Consider the following 20,921-nt stretch of genomic DNA (forward strand, 5'->3'; position numbering starts at 1 on the left):
AATTCAGAACGAGGTTGATTATAGGGGAGTTCTCTTAAGAGAATATTAAATTACACTAAGCTGAATTCGATTTAAAAATAGGATTATTTTTTAACTCGAACTTATTTATTGGGAAGGGCTCCCGTATTACATTAAATACGGGATAAAGTTTATGACTTAAAAGGATAAAATTATTTTATTCGTTTTATGTCGAACTCAGGTTAATTTTGCAGGTAAACTCTTAACATCAGGATTTTTTGAATATGCATCCAAAATTTCGTTGATTAATTGTTCTACAATACTTTCTTTCAGTTCATCTTCAATTAAACCCATTTTTTCTTTCATACTATTTAATCGGGTTTCTAGTTCTTTGGCAACGGAACCATTAGGAAATAATGCAGCCAAAACACGCCTTGCTTCTGCTGGTCCAAGATGACGATATAAGTGGTTTCTCACTGTAGCATCTTCTGCTGTAGTACTAAACGCCCACAGTTCCACAGGTCCTAAGGTCAGGGTAAGCAACTGAACATTCACACCCGTTTTAGTAGCATATTGGGCTAAAAACGTTCCCCCACCTTGTCTTGGACCATGTACTCGGGTGCGCAAAGCAGTTTTTGCGGTATCGGAGAGTCCGAATATTGCAGTTGTTTTTTCGATCGCTTGTGAAGGTCCTGCATCCATGATGTAAATTGCAGTAGCGAAATCGATCATTACTGGATCAAAGTCATCAACTGATTGGGATAACAAGGCGATTTGTACCTTCCACTTACGTCCCTCACGCATATCGATAATGACTTGTTCACGCACTGCTGCAGATTTTGAAGTACGATGGAACTCGTCATAAACAATACGTTTGTGATCTTCGCGAATTTCTTGCACCCTTTCTTTATGATATTCCTTGTATTGTTCGGGTATATTATTTAGGCTTTCTTCAGTTAAATAATAATGTCTTGCCAAGACATACCGGGCCAGCATATACATAACCGCCGTCTGTCTGTCTGCGGCATCCCCACCACTTTTTGCAACCTCATCAAGATCAAGCGATACCACGCGCGCATCACCAATATCAAAGGCACTCACACGTGATAAAATAGGATATTCCCGCACTGCAGCGGAGATCATTCGTGAAAACGCATTAATTAAGGATTCGCCAGTCGGCGCCGTTATTCTTTCATACAAATCTTCAATAGAGGGCGTACGACAAATTGATGCAGCATCAGCCAATAAAGGCATCGCATAGCGTTGAGCCAACATCGCTTCATGAACAAATCCTGCTGAATAAAGCGAGTCTGTTACTTCCCACCACGTTGATTTTGAATCACGAATAAAACCAATTTCTTCTAAAATACTGTCGATAAATTCCTCAACCCCAGGTGAATAAGGTGCGGGATTATATTCATCAGCCAAACTTTTATATAATTCATCTACAACCATACCTGCAAGATCTGGCATACCATCGTAGGGTCTTTCTGCACCAAGAGGCGTAGTGAGTAGCGTAATAAAGTTAACTAAAAAAGCACGCTCAAGTGCAGTAGGATAGCGACATCCTAATTGTGTATCAAAAGGATTAATAGAATACTCAGGAGTCATCCTTAAACGATGATAAGCAACCAAATGACGTTTTGATGCGGGAAGCGCTTCTTTTAGCAGAGAGATGAGTCCACTACTTGAAGGTCCAATATCAATAATCGCAATGCGTGGTAAACGTAACAATCCACCAGACAAACATAATGCTAGATTAACCGCGTTGGATAAAACTGATTTACCAGAACCGGGACGTGCATACACCAAATCAATCCAAGTAGTTTGTTCTGTAGACCCTGGTTGAAAGGGCCAAGGCTTGCCATCAGGTGTTCTAAAAAGCAATGCACCTTTTGTCCAGGGTGAGGCAGGACGAGTAATAGGTAATATGGATACTACCGAACTTAGTGGCGCAACTGTAGGTACAGCGGTGCTATTGAGCGTAGCCCCTAACATAGTGGAAACAAAACCACCAAAAGGATCACCACAAATTTCAGAAACATCAGTTGAACCCCATCCTTCAATTGCTTTTACTAATTCAGAACTACGTTGACGCAATAATGGCATTCTGTCTTCAGGTGCCCAAGTTGTTGCAACAACTCGCAAGCGCACTATTGATTCATCCGTATTAAGCTGTATATATTTTAATAAATTCACTGAATCACTGATCAAACGATTTTGTGCCGAACTAAAAGTAAGAATCGCAGCCAACATTCCTTTAAGCTTAATCGTAGCAAGTCCCTCACTCTCAATTAAAAAAGAGATTCGCCAAGGAACATGTGAAGGTAGAATGCGGGTAAATAACTGAATAAATGGTCTTAGATCTTTAGGGAATAAATCAATATAGGTTGAGGAATAAATCTTATCACCAACCCTCACTGTGCGCAAATCCAAGGCTTCTGCATCACGAGGAAATACTTGTTTTGCTAATGATGGCCATAATAAATCAGAGGCATCTCCTTCAAAACTATTAATTTCTCTAACTGTTACCCTATCTCCAGGCAAACTGGGTCGCCAATCATCCGCTGTATAGTCAGGATCTGCAGTCATGCGAATTGCATGTATCGCATCGTGAACTTCTAGTAATTTAGCAAACACATGATGGGCATCCAGATCATTCATCACGGAACGGACATAGGCATCATGGGTATCACGTAATTCTGGGATTGCAGCATAGATAGTCTGGCTGTTTTTAAACGGTGGCGCCTTCATATCCTTGATCATCTTCATTTTAGTTTTGTTAGCAACCTTTAATTGCTCCGATGTTAAATTGAAGGGTCGTGTAAACAGCACAAAATAAACGCGTTCTTCTGCGCAATACGATGCCATGTAATTAACTCGTTCTTCAAACAAGTCTTCTAAATTCAGCTCCAGACGTTTTGCCGTGGCTGTAGCCGGTTGGTACGTATCTTGAATCAACTTCCTTATGTTTTGTTTATCATGACTGAAATAAACCTGCAGGGCATGTCCTGGACGCCCCATAGCCGCTTGAAATGAGTTGGTTAGACCTGCAACTAAATTTTCAAATTCAGCATTTCCTACAAGGGCTGATACGCCTTCAACCTTCAAAATTGATACTAAGGAGCCATCGTGATTCACCAACACCGTTGGACTATCAGCTGTTTCTAAATCAATATATGATTCTGTTGTTTGCTTGAGCGATGTACTTAGCCAGGCAAAGAAGGTATCTATTCCTTCAAAAAGAGATTCTGACCAATGCGCCATTCCGTTCCTCACATTAACTTGAAATTTCTTCTAATGCACTAGCGGCCCATTTTTCAATTTGTTTGCGAAATTTGGCCCTTGAAGGCAATAGAAGTATATCTTTAAATAATTGAGCCCTTCTCTCTTCGTCATTGACACCTGCATCAATCATTAACTGACCGAAAATTGCAGGGTCGCTCGTTCCTTCACCAAATTTTTCTTCCACGAGTTGAGAACGAAATTTGAAAGCTCGGTAAATATTTTGTGCACTGGACTTATATCCCGTATCATTGGTGATCGCACAAAATAGTACATGACATATGCTATTCAACTCAGCTTGGGTTAGCTCAGGAACATAAATTAGTGTGCCGCCACCATATCCACCCACGCCAACAGATTCAACAAAAAAGCACTGGGCACAAAAACAACAAGAGGTCACCAAGTTATCTAATTTGTTGTTCGCATAATTATTATCAATGTTTACCACTTCTTGAAATAAACGTGCTTGAAATCCACAAAACCTACACGTATATCTATCTCTTTGAAATACTTTTTGCTCGAACGACTTAAATCGTTCGTCCACCTTTCTGGCAGAATACAAACGCCATGAACCCGGCGTAGCCATTAATTTTAATTTATTTTGTTCTTGATTAACTGCCATATTCTAGGCTCACATTTATTACAATTAACTTTTTTTGGCAATTATTCGTTCAACACTCATTAAAAGATCCTCTTCCCTTGCGGGAAGAGGATCAGAAATGAATCTTACCATTATAAAAGCAACTTCTATGCTACTAGCTGCCGCTTGTATAAATTGTTCCAGTTGGGCCTGCAGTTTGACCACCACTACCGCCAAACATTGTTACTCCGGTTACCCCTAGAATAGAAGGAAGGAATAATAAGGCCGCAGCGATAAATACCAAAGCAATTGGTGTACCTATTGGAATCTGGGTGGGGTTATCTTTGTGTTGTTTAAATTTCATAATAGCACCGATTGAGAATCCCAATCCAGCCAGATAAGAACCTGCAGTGATTAATTTCGTCAAGTTTTCAAATGACCCGGTAATCGTTGATGCCATCTTCCCTACAGACATTCCGCCTGCAGAAGCCTCTGGACTTACCAAAGCCAATAAGCTTAAACAAATAAAACTGCCTAACCAATATTTGTAACTAGATTTACTAATGACTTTACTCTTCACCTTTTTCTCCCCAATTTTAAATTACTAACAATTAAATCAAATTAATATCGTGTCCTGCCTGTCACGATGTCCCATATAAAGTATTATTAATCATCTCAATTGTACCTACAATGTTAATCGCTAATATCCCTCCAAACACGTGAACTAAACCTTTTCCTGTTCCTCCCGGTGGTTGTCCTTGCGAAGCAGAGCGTGCAATCAACACCCATCCTCTTACGAAGGCAACTAAACCGATGACCTGAATAATAATTGTCAAGGGTCTTCCTACAACACTCCCGCTACCGAATAAGGTGTCAAGTGTCGTATTATTACCTCCTGTTGGAGCATACTGGAGAACATTTTGATAACCAAAAGTACTCACCATTAATGTCGAAAAAGCCGATGGAAAATAAATAAATAACGCGCCAACAAATAAATATACAATCGGTTCTTTCATACTCGTATTACTTGACATCATCGTACGAGCTTCACCATATGTCTTTAAACTATAGACTGCTTTGAACAAAAAAGCACAACCGATCAGATATGCCCCCCCTGTAATAAGACGCTCTACAGGAACTAGCGAATTTGCAATATTAGTTAATATATTAACTTGACCTGATATCCAGCAAGCTACACTTCCGCCCGTACATGTATCAGCCATACAACACCTCAACTATCTTCTTGACTAAATCTAATTACTCGCCCTGAACTCGTTAAAACCCGACCCTGCATGGAGTCAATAAGCTTAACAGTCCCATATCCTGCGATTTTTGTCCCTTCTCTTACTGTAAGTGTAGAACCATTTGTGCCAATTAGCCAAGCCCGACCAGGAATTACTGCATTTATATAATAAATTATTTGCGGTGCTACTGGTTTAATATGTACTACTCGCTTTACAGGCTTAGGTTTTGTTCGTTCTATTAATACATTAATTACTTCTGATTGTTTGGCTACCTGATTATTTAAATCACTAATCATCTGATTTAGTTTCGTAATCTGAGCATTCAATGCATTTACATTATTATTGACATTCCCCACTTGCTGGTTCATTGAGCTAACCTCGGATTGAACCGTTTGTTGACTGGCCTCAATAGATGCTACTTTTTGCTGAAGCGCTGCATTGCTTTCTTGAACCGCCGAAAGCTGGGGAGGTTGCTCTTGAACTACCGGTTGTGATTGAACAGGTTCCTGAGGAATCTCTGTCACCGGAGGAGGAGGAGTGGGTGTCACTTCTGCTACAGGAGCAGGAGTTATACTTTCCTTAGGAGGGGTGGTACTTTTAGAGAACATCCCACCGATGAATTTATACATCAACATAGCAAAAACAATAACACCTACCGCAATTAAAGCATTTCGCTTAATATTCTTTGGGGGCTCCATTCCTCCTGATCGTGCAGGAGCAGAGCTTTTGGTATCAAACTCTGAAGTATCTAATGATTCGTTCTCAAGAGAATCTAATTCTTCGAATTTATATTCATCGTTTTGATCATTATCTGCCATTTTTACCTACCATCAAATTAAATAGATTGTATATCCTGAGTAAATAAGACCCCAACAGGAGTTCCTGCAAAGACCTCAACAGTTGTAGGTGTATTAAATAATACTTGAGCTTGTTGCCCCCAAGTTTTACCAACGGTAGCTAAACCAATCACCGCATTTTCCAAAGTAGAACGACCTACACCGTTTGCAATGGTTACGTTATTACCACCACCTGTACCGCCTATGGTGACCGTAGTATTAGCAGACTGAAACGCATTACCAAAGCCCTCTAAAAATGATGAAGCAAACAATGAACCATATCTTAATAAAAAGTGATGGTTTGTTTTACTTGAAAGAGCCGTTCTTGCTGTATTTGGATCAATTGCATAAGCTGAGACCGAAATCGTTTTTGGTGCACCAGGAATTGACATTGTGTTAAATGTAATAACCATTTTGTCGGCATTGGATGGTAAATTAAAGCTACCAATTAGTTTGGATCCTTTGAGTCTTCCGGAAACAATAGTTGCTAGAATAGGCCCTGGCTCATCACTGTTTACGGAAGTATCGATTACAGCGAACAGTACATCGCCCGTTTTAATCATATTTACTTGAGTAGTTGAAGTGGTGGTGGTCTGAGTAACGGCTGCTCCCCCAGGACCAGGCCCCATTCCTGCAGCGGCAGCAGCAGCGCCTTTTTCTTCATTACCTGAAGTATAAGTCTGTGTAGGCACGTTTTTCCATTCTGCGATTAATTGATTCGCCGCCGTTAACATGTCAGAACTTTTTTGTTGAATTTTTTGTTGATATTTTTGCTCAGCCAATTGCTGATTTTGTCTGTTAATAATATCTTGCAATTGTTGATTACTCGCGGCAGACCCTGGGGTTATAACTCCCTCTGCTCCGCCTTGACCTACTGTTGGGACACCGCCAATATTAAATGTACCTTGCCCAACATCGGGAGCACCCAAGCCAGCCACTTGAAAAGCATTCACTAACTCAGAAGCACTGTAGCCAGCATTCTTTAGGTCATCAGAGGTAAACCCTGCATTCGCCAAATCTTTAGCGCCATAACCGGCTGCTTTTAATTCTGCTGCTGTGAACCCTGCATCCTTTAGGTCTTTCGCACTAAATCCTGCTGCTCGCAGCTCAGCTGCGGAAAATCCTGCATCTTTCAGATCCTTAGCGCTAAAACCCGCTGCTCTTAATTCGGCAGCGGAGAATCCTGCATCCTTCAAATCTTTGGCGCTAAAACCTGCATCTTTTAGCTCTTGGGCAGTAAAACCAGCGGCTCTTAATTGTGCGGCAGTACATCCGGCATATTGTTTTATTGATGCAGCACTGACTCCTGCTGCTCGTTCCCTCTTTAACGCCTCAACACTACAACCTGCGTTTTTGATACTATCTGGCGTAACCCCCGGTGGTAATGTAGCCCCTGCTGCATTTATTTCTCCAGCTGAATAACCCGCTTTAGCAAGTTGATCGGGTGTGAAGCCAGCACCTAAAAGATCTCCAGCAGAAAATCCTGCATCTTTTAATTCTTTTGCACTAAAACCAGCATTTTTTAAATCCGCAGCACTAAATCCTGCATCTTTTAATTCTTTCGCATTAAAGCCAGCTGCTTTTAACTGTGCGGCTGTAAATCCGGCATCCTTCAAATCCTTAGCACTGAAGCCTGCATCTTTTAAGTCTTTAGCACTAAAGCCTGCATCCTTTAATTCTTTAGCACTAAAACCTGCATCCTTTAATTCTTTAGCGCTAAAACCAGCATCTTTTAAATCTTTAGCACTAAAGCCTGCATTTTTTAGTTCAGCTGCTGTAAAACCAGCATCCTTAAGCTCTTTTGCAGTATAACCCGCATCTTTTAGTGCTTTGGCAGAGCATCCAAGTGTTTTCTTAATAGTGAGGGCACTGATCCCTGCAGCTCTTGCTTTTTTCAATGATTCCACACTGCAATCTGCAACCCGACCGGCTGCAAGAATATCTGCAGGACTCAATCCTGCATTTTGCAAGTCCTTAGGAGTAAATCCCGCCGCAAGAAGTTGCGCCGGTGTATATCCCGCATCAAGTAATGATTTAGCATCATATCCCGCATTTTTTAAAGCTTCCGCACTACAGCCATTTAATTCTTTAATGCGTTTGGCAGAAACACCGGCTGCGAAGAGTTTTTTCAGATTATCTGGGTTACAACCAGCAGCTTTGATTTGCTCATCCGTCAATGGAGTTGCTGCACTGATTTGTTGCGGGGTAAAACCAGCATTTGCTAAATCTGCATCAGTAAAACCAGCCGCTTTTAATGCTTGGGCACTACATCCAGCATACTGTCTAATAAGGGCGGCGCTAACCCCCGCAGCTCTTTCCCTTTTTAATGCATCAACATCACAACCTGCTTTTTTAACATCATTAGGAGTAATGCCGGGGGGCAATTCACCTTCAGCAGCCTTTATATCGGCCGCAGAATAACCCGCCTTAGCAAGATCATCAGGGGTAAACCCTGCATTTAATAAATCCCTCGCACTATATCCGGCTGCTTTCAATTCTTCTGGAGTAAAACCAGCTCGTTTAAGATCGGCCGCACTAAATCCTGCATCGCGCAACTCTTTAGCAGTAAAGCCAGCCGCTTTTAATTGTGCTGCACTACATCCACTGATGCGTCGAATGGCAGAAGCAGTAACTCCAGCTTTACGTAATTTAGTCAAAGCATCAACACTACAACCTGCTTTTAATACGTCCGCAGCAGTTATCCCTGGCGGTAAACCACTCGCATTGGCTATTTCCTCTGGAGAATAACCTGCCCCTTTCAATTCATCATCAGAAAAACCAGCATCTTTAAGTTCTCGTGCAGTAAAGCCCGCGTTACGTAATTCGCATGCATTAAAACCGCAGTCCCTTAAGCGTTCAGCATTATAGCCTGCATCTTTAAGCTGCCTTGCATTATAGCCTGCAGCCTTTAACTCTTTACACGGACAAACTTGATTCAAATCTTTTAAAGAATAACCATTATCTTTTAACTGGGCACAACTACACACTTCTTTCAGATCGGATAATTGAGCTCCTTGACTAATAACCTGGTTAACAACTGTTTTTGAACACCCCCCGTTTTGAAGTGCCTGCAGCCAAAGACTTTTTTGAGACCCTTCTTCATTCTCACGAGCTAATGTCGCAAACCCAACACCACTTTGCCCTCCTTGAGATCCTATAACGCCAACGCCTTCACCCAAAGCCTGGGTGCGGATAATTGTAGGAATCGCACTACCGCCACTTTGCTCTGCTTTTTGCGCCTGGTTAATATTTTGTTCTTCCTGCAATTTTGCATATTGAGCTGTTGGATTGAGTACACCCGGGATAGACTGGATGGCTCCTGGAGTATTTCCAACAGTAGCAACTGCTGAAGGACCGCTATTTATAGCTCTTAATTTTATATACCCTATCACCACAGCAATTAATAATAATGCCACTGTAAAAATGATGATCACACGCGTACGCGTGTTTGAAAAAAGCGATTTTATATTTTCTTTTCTGCCAGCCATTTATAACCCTTCTACCTTGAGCTGCATGACTTTCCCATGCCAGGAGACTAATAACACCGGGGATTTTTGCATTTCATAAGCATGCGTCCCATCTGCACTGGTCATACTTGCTAACCAGCCCGGCGACAATATAGTAAGATTCGTTCTAACATACATTCTGTCGTTAGCTAACCAAGCCCGCGCATCACCTCCAGTAATACTTAATCGTTTACTTCCGGGAGGTGGTACACCATCTAAAACATGAAGAAGCAATTCACTTGCTGAAGGCGGAATTCCTGTTTCTAGCGGCATGCTTTTAGCATTTGGCCCATAACCTTGAACACGCAAATCAACGCGATAATCAACAGCTTTTTGTCCCGGTATAAGGGTGAGCATTACGGGGGTATTTAAACCTCTCAAACGCACCGCCAAATTTCCATAATTGTATAATTTCAGTGCTTGAATCATTATCGTATTGCTTGTTTTATCCCATTGAATATTAAATGAGTTTGGATCTCCCAAATCATAAGCAGCAATTGGCCATGGAGCGCCGGATGAATCAAGAAAAACTAATGAAGAGACAAATCCTTGCGCCAAACGAATAACGGGCGGAGTGGAGCCTGGTGATAAATTCACGAATTGAGAAGTTGCAGTAGGTTTTGGTGGAGTACCTACAGGTGAAGACTTTGCATATTCCATAGTTTCATTTAATTGTTTTAAATGAACAATTTGCTCTGTATTCAATGGATAGAGACTTCGTGTCATATCCTTATATGCTTTGTTATCAATAATCTCTTCATCATTTCGAGTCACTATCTCCGGCGCATTAGGATTAGGGTTAGGATTAGAATTAGCTGCAGGATTTGGTGGCGGAGGCTTATAAATATTATTTGCTAGAGGAATAGGAATATTTGCTTCTGGATTTTGGGCTGCTTGATTTTGTCCAAGAGCTTGATTTTGCCCTGCTGTTGGATTTTGGCCTGCGAGCTGATTTTGCGCTGCTGGCTGATTTTGTGATAAACGTTGTTGCAACAAACGTAACTGCTGTAATGCCTGTTGCGCACTATCGGATTGGTCCTGCGCATAAGAAGAACCAGGAACCCCATAAGCTATTCCGGAGATCAGACAAAACCTTAAAAACCAGTTCAGCTTTTTCATTAAGACACTCCACCTGCGGCAGGTCCCACAACAAATTGCGATATACCTATTCCTCTAGGCGAATTTAAAGTAGAAACACGTGTAATTAGCATAGTAACAACATTATTTTGTTGCGTAAATTCACTGGCGCTTTGGTACGTTACCAATATAGGCATTTGTACTCGCCATGAAAAACTGCCGTTTAATACACCTTTTTGTAAGATAATGGGTGCTCGTGTTGCTACTGCCGAAACAATCAGTTTTTTAGCTTTGACTGCATCCAAGTTATTTGATTGTTGTAAAGCACTTAAAAATTGATCCCAACCTTCAGGTGTAAAAAACCCAGATGAAGCCTGTAATTCGTCTCTATAATTCACAAAATTATACGTAAATGCTGCAATAGCTGCTTGGTTTGCCCATTGCAATACTGCAGAATCGGATTGGTTAGGTTCATTTAAGGGAAAAAGTGGTGTAATACGACCGTTAATACTCGTCGCAAAATACTTGGGTGCTGGAGGATGGGTAATCATGTATACCAATAACGAAGCTAGAACTATATTGACAATAAGAGCAATTAACAATGCAAGCATTACTTTACGCTGGCTGTCTTTATAAAATTTGTTTCTTAGTGCGACAACTGTCAAGGCATCTTCAGCCATAATATCCTCTATTTATTGCTTATTGTGGTATCAATTTATCCTCACTCTCCGCTGGTGGATCAGGAGGAAGTAACGCATTTGGTGTAAAATTCGGAGCCAAAATAGGTTGCAACTGAATAGGTGGTGCTATTCCACTCGTTGCATAATAATCCCGTTCAGGCTGTGTTAAATGAATATAAACGATTAAAACTCCAAAAATGCAATTTACTATTGAAGATATAATTAAAGTGATTAATCCACGTCTATAGGAGATAACATAGAAATTTTTACTATTTTTTATCAATTCCCAAGAATCGCGACTCATTATTTCCCCTATGCTACAGCTCGTCTAAACGTAATCTCTACCCTTGCATTTATTGAATTATCACCGCCTTTAGTAAACCCAATAATAGGTTTATCACTACCTAATCCTTGTGTAAAGATAAAACGACTATCTACTCCCTGAGACCAAAGGTATTCGCTAACAACTCGCGATCTGGCTAAAGTCAACGCATGTTCTCTTTGTGGTGATACATACTTGTTGCTGTAGCTCGCTATATTAATTGCAATTTTTCGAAACTGTTTCAGGAATACAGCAATTTCATTGAGTAATGGATAAGACTTCCATTTTAAACGCGGGGTTTCTGGTTCAAACAGATAATTCGCTGGGATACTTATCATATAATCCTGGCCAATAGTAATTACTTTTACCCCTTTTTTATTTAATTTTTTAGCGAGCTTCATGATGGTGGCATCACAGGCACCAAGGACCTTACAAGGATATTTAGGCTCCTCTCTATCAAGAGCCCAATAGTCACCTTTACAGGCGGTCAACGTCAATAAGACAACCAATCCAACAGCCTGAATTAGATTAATACGTACTGATCTCACTCACTATCCTCATATTTCAAAATGACCATTTCAAAATGATTCTGACTGTAGTTCTGTTGTGTTCCATCTTTAAGAAAAGGATACAAATCATTACGTTACAATGAATTCAATAAAATAGCTATTTTTTTGAAAATTTATTTATTGCTTTACATTTTTTTGTATAAAGACAAAGCGGCTAGAATTATTTTTTCTCAACATAAAATAGCCTCAGGGCCCTGAATGCTTAAGGAATAAAGTTTGTGTTAAGGCGTCTGAAACGCTTTTAGCCAGGAATCAACATGGCTTGAGAAGGACCTAGGATTGATGAAGCAGAGTAAATCAAACAATTGATGGTGTAGTTTACTCTTCTTCGCCTTTTTTACTCGCTTTTTCACGTTCTGTTGCGATTTTTTCTGACAAGGATTTAACCAGGTCGGTTAACTCATCGGGAGCGATGAAATCTCTCTCCTCAGGCGGATAACTGGTAGCCAATTGAAAATCTTTAATCAATTCATTCGCTACTGTGCCTGCATATTTATCTTTAGCTCCAGCTAGACGTTCAATGTTCATCATCTGGTTACGTGTTTCATTAATGGGTAATAAGGACTCTGAGAATGCAGCTTTATCACTAACCAACACTGGAGGCGCACCTTCATTTTCTCGTAGAGGACTAAATATTGTTAACGCACCTTCGACTTCTTCCTCAATCAGATCTTCGACAGGTTCAGGTTCATTATGACCATGGAATGCAATTAAGGCGGAGACACCTCGCTCTATCGGCTCCTCTATGGGAGACTCACGTAACAACTTAGAAATAAGCGTAATTTCTTCACTTTCTGCAGTTTTGTTAATTGATAAATCGCCGCTTTCCAATATGGCCTGAAATGAAGTCAATTGCTTTTGTAACTTCATTAAATAATCGTCTGGTGGCGCTTCGACTTTTAAAAACTGGTTTAATTTCAACTTCTTAACAGGTTTCGGGTTCGCATAAAACATGCGGGCACGAACAATTTTTGACTTGAAGAATATATGTGCCTCACCTTCTGTTTGTTCTTTTAAATCCAAAAGGTCAACACGAGCTCTCTTTTCAAAAGAAGAACTTTTACTGTCCATATAGGTATTCGCAATGCTGGTATCTTTAGCCTGGAATGAATCCACTTTAGTTACATAGGCTTCACCTGCTGTTTTAGTGAAGAAATCCCATGTTTCGGTAGGATCTTCTAATTTCATACAAATTTTAATGTTCGTATTTGCACCAATGGATGCCGCTTCTTCTTTAGAGGCTTTTTGGAATGCAGGTAAATCTTGCCCTGCAAAAATTGCAGAGAATCCAAGAGAACGCGCTTGCGCAGGAACCACTGCAAATCCCTGAACGGCATAATATCCATACTCATCCAAAATGCACATATAAGGTGTAGGTGCATTCGTTGGCTTTCTCAAGATCACATCTCGATAATCCCCTTCAACGTCCTCTCCTAAACCTGCAGCCATCATTGCTTTTAATGAAGAAACAATAATCTTACCAAGGTTAGACAACTCATCGGGAGATTTTTCTAAAGCAGGCAATAACACAACGAGAATCCTTCGGTTCAATACCACGTCTTTAAAATCTACCTCCGCCAAGTTCGTACGAACAATATGTCCATATGTATCAGCCAAGGATGAAAACGCTCTGACCAGCTGCATGGTAATAAAACCGTGTTGTTCCAAAACCTGTGATACTTGCTTTCCTTTTTTCTCTTTATTGTAACCTGGCAAGGTACCTAAGTAGTTACGTAAAGGGTCTGTAACCAGTTTTGGAATTTGTTCAATATTCACACTTTCTTGATTATCACGTGGGAAGATTTTATCAACAACGATGGTTTCTAACCGGGTTAAATCAAAATAGTTACGGATGGTATCAGCATCCAAAAGGATGGCCCCCTCATCACGCATATAGACTAGAAGACGCATCAATGCCTCAACGAAAGCGATCGCACGACCTTTCCACATGTCTCCATCTCCGCCTCCTTTTGAGTCACCCATCAAACTCACTACAAGCTGGGTTAACATACTGGAAGAACCTTGAGAAAACGGATTAAAGGTATTGGACAGTCTTCTTTCTTGAGGACCAATAATGTCGCGTGCACCAGTCATAAAGTTAATTAGAAGCAAATCGTCTTCACGCCCCATGCTTCTGACCATGGAAAAAACTTTAGCATAGAGTGAGTTATCACCTTTACCGTCTACATAAATAAAACCACTGCCTTGGACCAAAGCATTGAAAGCAAGCGAAACCAAACATTCTGTTTTACCACTACCGGTTGAGCCGAAAATTAATGCATGGGTACGCATATCATCATTAGCAAACCATAATTCATGCCCTGTTTTTCGATCATTACCGAAAAAAGCGATGCCACGAGCCATATTAGGCTTGTTAACACCTGGCTTCATATCGTTGTAATCTTTTACTCTAGAAATTAGAGGAAGACGGAAAGGGAGTTTTTGTTTCCGAGTATAACTGTAAAGAAAACTTCCAGCACCTACAAGCATTAAGAATGTTGCAGCCTCGGAGAAATAATAAGACATTGCTGCTAAAGTAAACAGTATAATCGAAATATTAGTTGGATCAGCGAAGAAATCAGCTAATCTCTGCGTCAAAGTTCGCGTATCCCTAAGTAAGAGTGTGGGATCTAACTCATGACGTGATTCAATACCTCGCATCATGGCTCTAACTCCTGCATTTGTCGGGGTGTTAACTTAACTTCTTTTATGGCAATCTCCAAAGCTTTAATCGCCTCATCTATCATTGGCACCAAAGAACGCCGTCCCATTTCTTTTTCTGCTTTCCAGTGAGCATATGCGCCCGCAACTTCTGAAAAAGGTGTTTGTCTCCCAACACAATTGAGCATATACCATAAACGTCTATCAACAGGCCTTAACCATAAAAATTCAGCGCTCGGAACAACACCATCATCCCGGGCTTTTTCCAGTAATGAAGCCATTACACTTAAAGTATAGGCGTGTTTTGAAACAACTTCCTGTATAATTTCCGTGTTTTTATATTTTTCTATGGTTGGTCTAGCAACTGAATAGTCAAGCTTTCCTGTCACATAAGATTTATCTAACGTAGCTAAAATATTATTTGCGGCGTCTCTATCCCGATTAATACGAGCAAGGAAAACAGCAGCCAACGCGTAAGCCTGTGGTGAACAATGCTCAAAACCGTCCCAGTAAGGGCCTAATTGCAGGGTAAAAACTCGTTTCGCATCTCCTCTTCGAATCCCTGCTGTCATCTCCTGCCCCGGTACAGGATTGTCTAATAATACATCTTCCTTTTTTAATAAATTGTATTTACGCGCAAACTCCATTGGAGTTAGAGCCATAGCCCAAGGACCTTGATTTATATCTTGGTCTACCAAATTTTCTTTAACTATAGGCATAATTGCAGGCCAGTTAAATTGCTCTTGCTCACGTAATTTCTTCATATCATAAATTTTGCGAAACTTTAGAGTAATATTTGACTGATACAAAAGAACTGCCAGGACAAGAAGAACAAGAACCACGGGGTAACGCATGAAGTCACCAACAGCACGTGTTGTATCTAGCAGCTGTTCCCAATTTACTGCATTGGGATCTATTGTTTGCATGATTTGAATCAAACTTGCTAGTTGCTCACTATGAACAAAAAGATTAACCAATTTTGCTTGCAAAATATTAATTTGGAAAACAACCATCACAATATACTGATGTCCCATTTTCCATATAAGAAACCCAGTAATAAACAACAGCACCATGACCCATATTGGACCCATGCCACTATCTTGACCTTGTTGTTGCGGTTGTTGTGCCATTAATGATTACTTCAAAAATAATTTGTTTGCTTTAAGTATATACTGCCCTAAGATAATTTTGCGAGAGATTCGCAAGTATATCTATGCTTTTATACAACGTTAAAACAGGATCACTGTTCTTTAGTCAAACGACCACGTGAATATTTATATACACCACTTATATGAACAAAACGGGTAATATTTTCTACGTCTAAAGATCTATCTTTTAACGTTAATAAGGGGTTACCTAATCTATCATATAAAATTTTATCAGGAGAGAGAGGAATAATATCTGTTTTATTAATGTAAATCGCTACATAAGCCTCATTCTGTTTATTCTCTTTTGACTTAATTACAGCTGTTACCTGCTCTTCATTAGTGTAGATTGGACGAGAAATCATTTGCCGCGGCAAATTGGTGATTATCCGTTCCCAAGACTGTAGATTGGATCCATCCGAAGAATATAAAGAAACAAAAACTTCCTGCTGACCACTTCGTAAAGCAAGACGATTTGCTAAATGAGCATCAGAGCGAATTTGCGCTTGGCTGCGCGCATTAATTTTTTTGGCAAAATTCTCGCGTATTCCAACTAAGCGATTACCAATTGACCGCAGAAAATTTGACTTATCCCAAGGTCCATTTTGAATCGCATAATCCAATGCTTTAAGAATCGCGTCATTATGCTCTTCGGTGAACGTTTCTTTTTTCATAACATCAAATGTAACCTTTTAACAATGAAACACTCTGCATAAATCAATGCAATATTAAGGAGTATAACAGTAATTTCGATTATATAAAAAAGATAAAATTCACAAAGAGACGTGTAAGCTCTTTGTGAATAGTACAAAAAAAGATTTAAATTTACTTGGAGTTACTATTAACTCATTCCTAAGCGAGACCCACTTTCATTTTCGACTTCTTCTTGGGCTACATCTTGTTGCTTAGTTTCTTGAAGTTGTTGCTTAGTTTCATGGAATAGTGGTGTTGTTTGCTTAGCTTCTTTGGCTTGCAGAGATTGCAACGCTTCAGGGCCTTTAGTTACTACATTGTTTACATCATCTAGTTTATTTATTGCCTCGTCAAGAAAATCCAAGCCATCTTTACCCGTTGCTAAAGCCACTGCTCTCATTTTTAGAACAGTATCTTTTAATTTAGTAATTTCCTTAACAGCATCTGTAGCAGCTGGCTCGTCGCTTTGTCCATGTTCTCCGTGAGCAAAAAAACCTTTCATAACTCCCATCGCATCACCCCTAAAACATATAAATCTTTAATAGATTTAGTGTATCAAAAAATATCGTAAATGTATGCAAAATCATCAGTGCTTTCGATTTCTTTACAATTCATTTCACAAAAGGCAACTAGTCGTACATCAACTCATCTAAAGGGGTATAATCACGACTCGGTCCACCTTGAATCAATTCGTTTAACACATCAGTCATACATAACAAACGTAGTACATTAGGTGTTACTTCATCAAAAATCACTCTGAGTCCTAACAAAGCACCTTCTGCCTCGTCAAATGTTGCTCCTAATCCATACCCAAGACACAGAGAGCACAATTGATCCGCTCGTTTGGCAATAGCGGGTAACAACCCGGTATCTACAAAAACTTCATCGTAACTCACAAATCGATCATTAAGATAAAATTTTGCATTTAAACTTGCCGCAATAACTGACATGCATTTACTAATATCTCGTTCCATCTTATCGCCACCACGGTTTAGAAGATTTAAGCGATCCAGCTAAAACGCTTCTTATCCACCTTAAAAAAACAGGGACTGTAAAACCGTAATGCTCAATAATGCCAAAAAACACTGCAGAGATTAAAACCAAAATCCCTGTCCAGATCCTAATGTGCATTAAAAATAAAAAAATAGGGAATGCAGCTCGAGCATCAACTATAAAAAATCGAGCACTTCGAGCGGAATCTCTCCAATGTGCAGTTTCAGCAAATCCTGCCATATTCAAGCCTCAAAATAATAGCCTCTTTTAAAAAGTATATACCTAAATAGAGGCTTTAGCACCTTGGTTGTTCGTAAAATTTATAATATTTTTACCACAATTCGTATATATAAAGAATACTATAAATTACAGGCTTAACATTCAAAATAGGCCCCTCTACAAGGAGAGGGGCTAAGATTACGGATGACAATTTTTATACGAATGACAGTTTAATTAATTATTTTTATCCATTGGGGAATATCCTTTGGAAAATGAGGGCCCTAAGATATTGCTCAGGACATTTTTCATTTCTAATTCCTCAGATGGTTTTTTTGCAGAGGGCACTAATTGAGGCGCAGCCAATTCTTTTTCAACCTCCTCTGTTTCCTGCGAGACGTCCTCAGTACGGATATTGTTTTGTCCAACAGCCAGTTTCCCTAACATTTTAGAAGTACTGTATTGACTCATCTGAATTCCTTCTATCACACCATAACTAATAAATTAGCATAAACAACTTAAGGAATTATTAACACAATTATATTTTTTATAAAAAATACTATTGAGTAGTACGTCTATTTTACGTTATGTTAAAACAACCTATAAAAAAATAGGTTCACTTGTCATTTATGGATAAATGCAATTGCTTAACTGACCTCAAACGTCAGAGCGATTGAGAAACAATAGGGTCTAAGCAATGGGACTCTAGAAAAGGAGGAAATATGGCTAAAGGTGAAGTTAAATGGTTTAATAATGCCAAAGGTTGGGGGTTTATTATTCCAGAAAATGGTGGCGATGATATTTTTGTTCATTTCTCGTCAATTCATGGTACAGGGTACAAAACATTAGTTCCCGGACAAACAGTCAATTACGATGTAGAACAGGGTGATAAAGGTCTGCATGCAGCTAATGTAATTGTGCTTAATGAAAGTGCTGATACTGTAATGGCTTAATTAAGTTAACGCAGTATCTTGCTGGTGCTGCGTCCATTAGCTAAGAGCACGAGTTAATTTGATACAAGTACTGAATTAAAAACTGTCTTCATGTATGATGACCTTATTCTATTTAAGGTTAACAATTAGTTGATGAAGCATGGTTTATTACTCATAAATCTTGGCACGCCAAAGAGTGCAGATACATCATCTGTCAGGAGCTATTTACGCGAATTTCTTACTGATGAGCGCGTTATCGATCTTCCTGGTTTGCTCCGCTATGTCCTGGTTTATGCATTTATTTTACCTTTCCGTTCAAAACGTTCTGCCCATGCTTATCAATCCATATGGACTGAGCAAGGTTCGCCTCTACTCTTTCATAGCCAAAACTTAATAAACCAATTACAAAAAGAAGTGGGTTCAGAACACATTATTGCTCTTGGCATGCGTTATGGAGAACCATCTATTGCAACCGCTTTAAATCAGTTAAAACATTGTGAGTCCATTACTATTCTGCCTTTATACCCACAATATTCATCAGCGGCTAGTGGCTCATCCATTGCTGAAGCCATGCGAATTATGCGCTGCTGGGATCTCATTCCATCAATCACAATCATCCGTGATTTTTTTCAACATCCAGCGTACCTAAAAGCACAAGCTCAAATCATTAAAGCGTATCTAGAAGAGCATTCCCATGTTCTTTTTAGCTATCATGGGATTCCTGAACGCCAAATTACTAAAAGCACCTGTAAGACAATTTGCACTGAAGCCTGCCCTTCTTTAATAGATAATACTCAGGGTTGTTATAGAGCTCAATGTTATGAAAGCAGTCGCTTATTGGCACAAGAACTGGGCTTATCTCCCAATAGCTTCAGTACAGCGTTCCAATCAAGACTGGGTAAAACACCCTGGGTAAAACCCTATACGGATCAGATTCTCTCTGAATTGATTGATCGAGGCATTAAAAAACTGATTATAGTTTGCCCTTCTTTTGTTGCCGACTGTTTGGAAACACTTGAAGAAATAGGAATCCGTCTCAAACAACAATGGATAACACTTGGTGGTAACGAATTAATTATCGTGCCTTGTATGAATGCCGACCCTTTATGGATAAAAGCCATAATTACCATGGCGCATTTGCAATCTGATTCTCAACCTAGGAGCATCTCGTGAAGCCCCAGTTAATCATTGCCAAAGTATTGAGTACCCTCGTTTCTAAATTCAAGATTATTGGATTATCGAGCATTCTGCTTATCGGTTTAGGAGTGTACTATACATTCTATTATCATGCGGCAAAGTCTCCAGCCTCATCGCCTAAGATAGTAGAGACAGTTACTATAACGCCTTCAACAATTGAAAAAAAGATAAAGCTTATAGGCACCATACGCCCTAAACATGCTACGGTTCTTATTGCCAAAGGATCTGGAATGCTTGACACCCTCATGAGTTCAGGACAAGTAGTCCAAAAGGGTGACTTAATTGCTAAAATAACAAATCCGGACATTGAAAGAAGCTATCAACTCTCTAAAGAAACAGAACGATTGGAAAACACTCAATATCAACGCCTTAAAAATTTGCAAAAAACAGGGTTTGTTAGTGCACGTGAAGTGGAAGAGAAAAAAAGAATCTGGATAGACTCACAAAAAGAAAAAGCCAAAACCAAAATTGAATTAAAAAATATGCGTTTTTATGCTCCATTTGATGGCGTTATTGGTGCATTTAAAATTAAAGAAGGGGCACAAGTAACTGAAGGCGCGGCGGTAGTTACCATCTACGATCCGGATTCATTAACCGTTGAAATTGATATTCCCTGTACGAATAATCATTCGATCGAAGAAAACCAGCCAATTTATATATTAGGCAAACTTTATCATTTAAATCATGTACAAAAAATGATCGATGATGAAACCCATATGTGCCCAGCAGATGTCGATATTCAATGCACTCATTGCTTAGTAGGAGCTAGTGTATCCAGCCAACTCGTAGTGAATAAAAAAACAGGGACTTTAGTTATTCCTACTCAAGCTTTATTTCTCAAACAAGGGAAAACTCATGTTTATAAGGTCGTTGATAAAAAGATAGAACTTATAGCAGTCAAAACAGGGATACAAGAGCAAGATAATGTAGAAATTATTTCAGGATTAAAATCTGGAGATCAAATAGTAAGTAAGAGCCCTGAGCGATTATATCCAGGACTGGAAGTCTTAATTTATAAAGGTTAGCC

20 protein-coding genes are annotated in these 20,921 nt (G+C 39.6%); 3 read left to right on the forward strand and 17 right to left on the reverse strand.

Annotated features, from left to right (window positions below; translation table 11 throughout):
* Positions 1-195: 195 nt before the first annotated feature.
* The 17 genes from ACWTEW_RS17495 to ACWTEW_RS17575 all read right to left on the reverse strand — a co-directional run bounded on the left by ACWTEW_RS17495 (position 196) and on the right by ACWTEW_RS17575 (position 18,236).
* Positions 196-3,225, reverse strand: coding sequence for a type IV secretion protein IcmB (locus tag ACWTEW_RS17495; RefSeq protein WP_454782944.1), 3,030 nt, complete (start codon positions 3,223-3,225; stop codon positions 196-198).
* A 13-nt stretch (positions 3,226-3,238) separates the two neighbouring features.
* The gene (gene icmJ / locus ACWTEW_RS17500; RefSeq protein ID WP_454782945.1) at positions 3,239-3,865 is read right to left on the reverse strand and encodes a type IVB secretion system protein IcmJDotN; all 627 of its coding nucleotides are present in this window, start codon (positions 3,863-3,865) and stop codon (positions 3,239-3,241) included.
* A 133-nt stretch (positions 3,866-3,998) separates the two neighbouring features.
* Positions 3,999-4,403: a type IV secretion protein IcmD gene (locus ACWTEW_RS17505; RefSeq protein WP_454782946.1), complete on the reverse strand. Its 405-nt coding sequence runs from the start codon at positions 4,401-4,403 to the stop codon at positions 3,999-4,001.
* A gap of 61 nt (positions 4,404-4,464) precedes the next feature.
* Positions 4,465-5,046: a type IV secretion protein IcmC gene (locus ACWTEW_RS17510; RefSeq protein WP_454782947.1), complete on the reverse strand. Its 582-nt coding sequence runs from the start codon at positions 5,044-5,046 to the stop codon at positions 4,465-4,467.
* An 8-nt stretch (positions 5,047-5,054) separates the two neighbouring features.
* A complete protein-coding gene (icmG, locus tag ACWTEW_RS17515) occupies positions 5,055-5,885 on the reverse strand; it encodes a type IVB secretion system protein IcmG/DotF (protein ID WP_454782948.1) in 831 nt (276 codons plus the stop codon).
* A gap of 17 nt (positions 5,886-5,902) precedes the next feature.
* Positions 5,903-9,391, reverse strand: coding sequence for a type IVB secretion system protein DotG/IcmE (gene dotG / locus ACWTEW_RS17520; protein ID WP_454782949.1), 3,489 nt, complete (start codon positions 9,389-9,391; stop codon positions 5,903-5,905).
* The gene (locus tag ACWTEW_RS17525; RefSeq protein ID WP_454782950.1) at positions 9,392-10,528 is read right to left on the reverse strand and encodes a DotH/IcmK family type IV secretion protein; all 1,137 of its coding nucleotides are present in this window, start codon (positions 10,526-10,528) and stop codon (positions 9,392-9,394) included. It abuts the gene before it with no gap.
* Entirely contained in the window at positions 10,528-11,166 is a 639-nt protein-coding gene (locus ACWTEW_RS17530) for a type IVB secretion system apparatus protein IcmL/DotI (protein WP_058466659.1), read from the reverse strand. Before ACWTEW_RS17530 ends, ACWTEW_RS17525 begins: the two co-directional genes overlap by 1 nt.
* Positions 11,167-11,185: 19 nt before the next feature.
* Positions 11,186-11,470: a type IVB secretion system protein IcmM/DotJ gene (gene icmM / locus ACWTEW_RS17535; RefSeq protein WP_454782951.1), complete on the reverse strand. Its 285-nt coding sequence runs from the start codon at positions 11,468-11,470 to the stop codon at positions 11,186-11,188.
* 8 nt (positions 11,471-11,478) lie between these two features.
* Positions 11,479-12,036 (reverse strand): type IVB secretion system protein IcmN/DotK, encoded by a 558-nt coding sequence (gene icmN, locus ACWTEW_RS17540; RefSeq protein ID WP_454782952.1) that lies wholly within the window; start codon positions 12,034-12,036, stop codon positions 11,479-11,481.
* 339 nt (positions 12,037-12,375) lie between these two features.
* Entirely contained in the window at positions 12,376-14,721 is a 2,346-nt protein-coding gene (locus ACWTEW_RS17545) for a TraM recognition domain-containing protein (protein ID WP_454782953.1), read from the reverse strand.
* Positions 14,718-15,848, reverse strand: coding sequence for a type IVB secretion system coupling complex protein DotM/IcmP (icmP, locus tag ACWTEW_RS17550; protein WP_454782954.1), 1,131 nt, complete (start codon positions 15,846-15,848; stop codon positions 14,718-14,720). Before icmP ends, ACWTEW_RS17545 begins: the two co-directional genes overlap by 4 nt.
* A gap of 110 nt (positions 15,849-15,958) precedes the next feature.
* On the reverse strand, positions 15,959-16,537 hold the full coding sequence (gene icmQ, locus ACWTEW_RS17555) for a Dot/Icm secretion system protein IcmQ (protein ID WP_454782955.1): 579 nt from the start codon (positions 16,535-16,537) through the stop codon (positions 15,959-15,961).
* A 167-nt stretch (positions 16,538-16,704) separates the two neighbouring features.
* Entirely contained in the window at positions 16,705-17,067 is a 363-nt protein-coding gene (locus ACWTEW_RS17560; protein WP_454782956.1) for a hypothetical protein, read from the reverse strand.
* A 118-nt stretch (positions 17,068-17,185) separates the two neighbouring features.
* A complete protein-coding gene (locus ACWTEW_RS17565; RefSeq protein ID WP_182391556.1) occupies positions 17,186-17,530 on the reverse strand; it encodes a type IV secretion IcmS family protein in 345 nt (114 codons plus the stop codon).
* Between the two features lies 1 nt (position 17,531).
* A complete protein-coding gene (icmT, locus tag ACWTEW_RS17570; RefSeq protein WP_454782957.1) occupies positions 17,532-17,789 on the reverse strand; it encodes an IcmT/TraK family protein in 258 nt (85 codons plus the stop codon).
* A 213-nt stretch (positions 17,790-18,002) separates the two neighbouring features.
* Positions 18,003-18,236 carry a hypothetical protein gene (locus ACWTEW_RS17575; RefSeq protein WP_454782958.1) on the reverse strand — a complete coding sequence of 78 codons (234 nt, stop codon included), beginning with the start codon at positions 18,234-18,236 and terminating at the stop codon, positions 18,003-18,005.
* Between the two features lie 251 nt (positions 18,237-18,487).
* Between ACWTEW_RS17575 and ACWTEW_RS17580 the strand changes: the two genes are divergently transcribed.
* The 3 genes from ACWTEW_RS17580 (at position 18,488) to ACWTEW_RS17590 (ending at position 20,919) form a co-directional block, all read left to right on the forward strand.
* Positions 18,488-18,718 (forward strand): cold-shock protein, encoded by a 231-nt coding sequence (locus tag ACWTEW_RS17580; protein WP_454782959.1) that lies wholly within the window; start codon positions 18,488-18,490, stop codon positions 18,716-18,718.
* A gap of 132 nt (positions 18,719-18,850) precedes the next feature.
* Entirely contained in the window at positions 18,851-19,870 is a 1,020-nt protein-coding gene (gene hemH, locus ACWTEW_RS17585; RefSeq protein ID WP_454782960.1) for a ferrochelatase, read from the forward strand.
* The gene (locus ACWTEW_RS17590) at positions 19,867-20,919 is read left to right on the forward strand and encodes an efflux RND transporter periplasmic adaptor subunit (RefSeq protein ID WP_454782961.1); all 1,053 of its coding nucleotides are present in this window, start codon (positions 19,867-19,869) and stop codon (positions 20,917-20,919) included. The genes hemH and ACWTEW_RS17590 overlap by 4 nt, the downstream gene beginning before the upstream one ends.
* The last annotated feature ends 2 nt before the right edge of the window (positions 20,920-20,921 follow it).

The sequence above is a fragment of the Legionella stuttgartensis genome, from assembly GCF_977063405.2.

Bases quoted from the DNA above. Each gene is read 5' to 3' on its own strand.
- ACWTEW_RS17495 (WP_454782944.1), bottom strand. From the start codon at position 3,225: ATGGCGCATTGGTCAGAATCTCTTTTTGAAGGAATAGATACCTTCTTT.
- icmJ (WP_454782945.1), bottom strand. From the start codon at position 3,865: ATGGCAGTTAATCAAGAACAAAATAAATTAAAATTAATGGCTACGCCG.
- ACWTEW_RS17510 (WP_454782947.1), bottom strand. From the start codon at position 5,046: ATGGCTGATACATGTACGGGCGGAAGTGTAGCTTGCTGGATATCAGGT.
- icmG (WP_454782948.1), bottom strand. From the start codon at position 5,885: ATGGCAGATAATGATCAAAACGATGAATATAAATTCGAAGAATTAGAT.
- dotG (WP_454782949.1), bottom strand. From the start codon at position 9,391: ATGGCTGGCAGAAAAGAAAATATAAAATCGCTTTTTTCAAACACGCGT.
- ACWTEW_RS17525 (WP_454782950.1), bottom strand. From the start codon at position 10,528: ATGAAAAAGCTGAACTGGTTTTTAAGGTTTTGTCTGATCTCCGGAATA.
- ACWTEW_RS17530 (WP_058466659.1), bottom strand. From the start codon at position 11,166: ATGGCTGAAGATGCCTTGACAGTTGTCGCACTAAGAAACAAATTTTAT.
- icmM (WP_454782951.1), bottom strand. From the start codon at position 11,470: ATGAGTCGCGATTCTTGGGAATTGATAAAAAATAGTAAAAATTTCTAT.
- ACWTEW_RS17545 (WP_454782953.1), bottom strand. From the start codon at position 14,721: ATGATGCGAGGTATTGAATCACGTCATGAGTTAGATCCCACACTCTTA.
- icmP (WP_454782954.1), bottom strand. From the start codon at position 15,848: ATGGCACAACAACCGCAACAACAAGGTCAAGATAGTGGCATGGGTCCA.
- icmQ (WP_454782955.1), bottom strand. From the start codon at position 16,537: ATGAAAAAAGAAACGTTCACCGAAGAGCATAATGACGCGATTCTTAAA.
- ACWTEW_RS17560 (WP_454782956.1), bottom strand. From the start codon at position 17,067: ATGGGAGTTATGAAAGGTTTTTTTGCTCACGGAGAACATGGACAAAGC.
- ACWTEW_RS17565 (WP_182391556.1), bottom strand. From the start codon at position 17,530: ATGGAACGAGATATTAGTAAATGCATGTCAGTTATTGCGGCAAGTTTA.
- icmT (WP_454782957.1), bottom strand. From the start codon at position 17,789: ATGGCAGGATTTGCTGAAACTGCACATTGGAGAGATTCCGCTCGAAGT.
- ACWTEW_RS17575 (WP_454782958.1), bottom strand. From the start codon at position 18,236: ATGAGTCAATACAGTACTTCTAAAATGTTAGGGAAACTGGCTGTTGGA.
- ACWTEW_RS17580 (WP_454782959.1), top strand. From the start codon at position 18,488: ATGGCTAAAGGTGAAGTTAAATGGTTTAATAATGCCAAAGGTTGGGGG.
- hemH (WP_454782960.1), top strand. From the start codon at position 18,851: ATGAAGCATGGTTTATTACTCATAAATCTTGGCACGCCAAAGAGTGCA.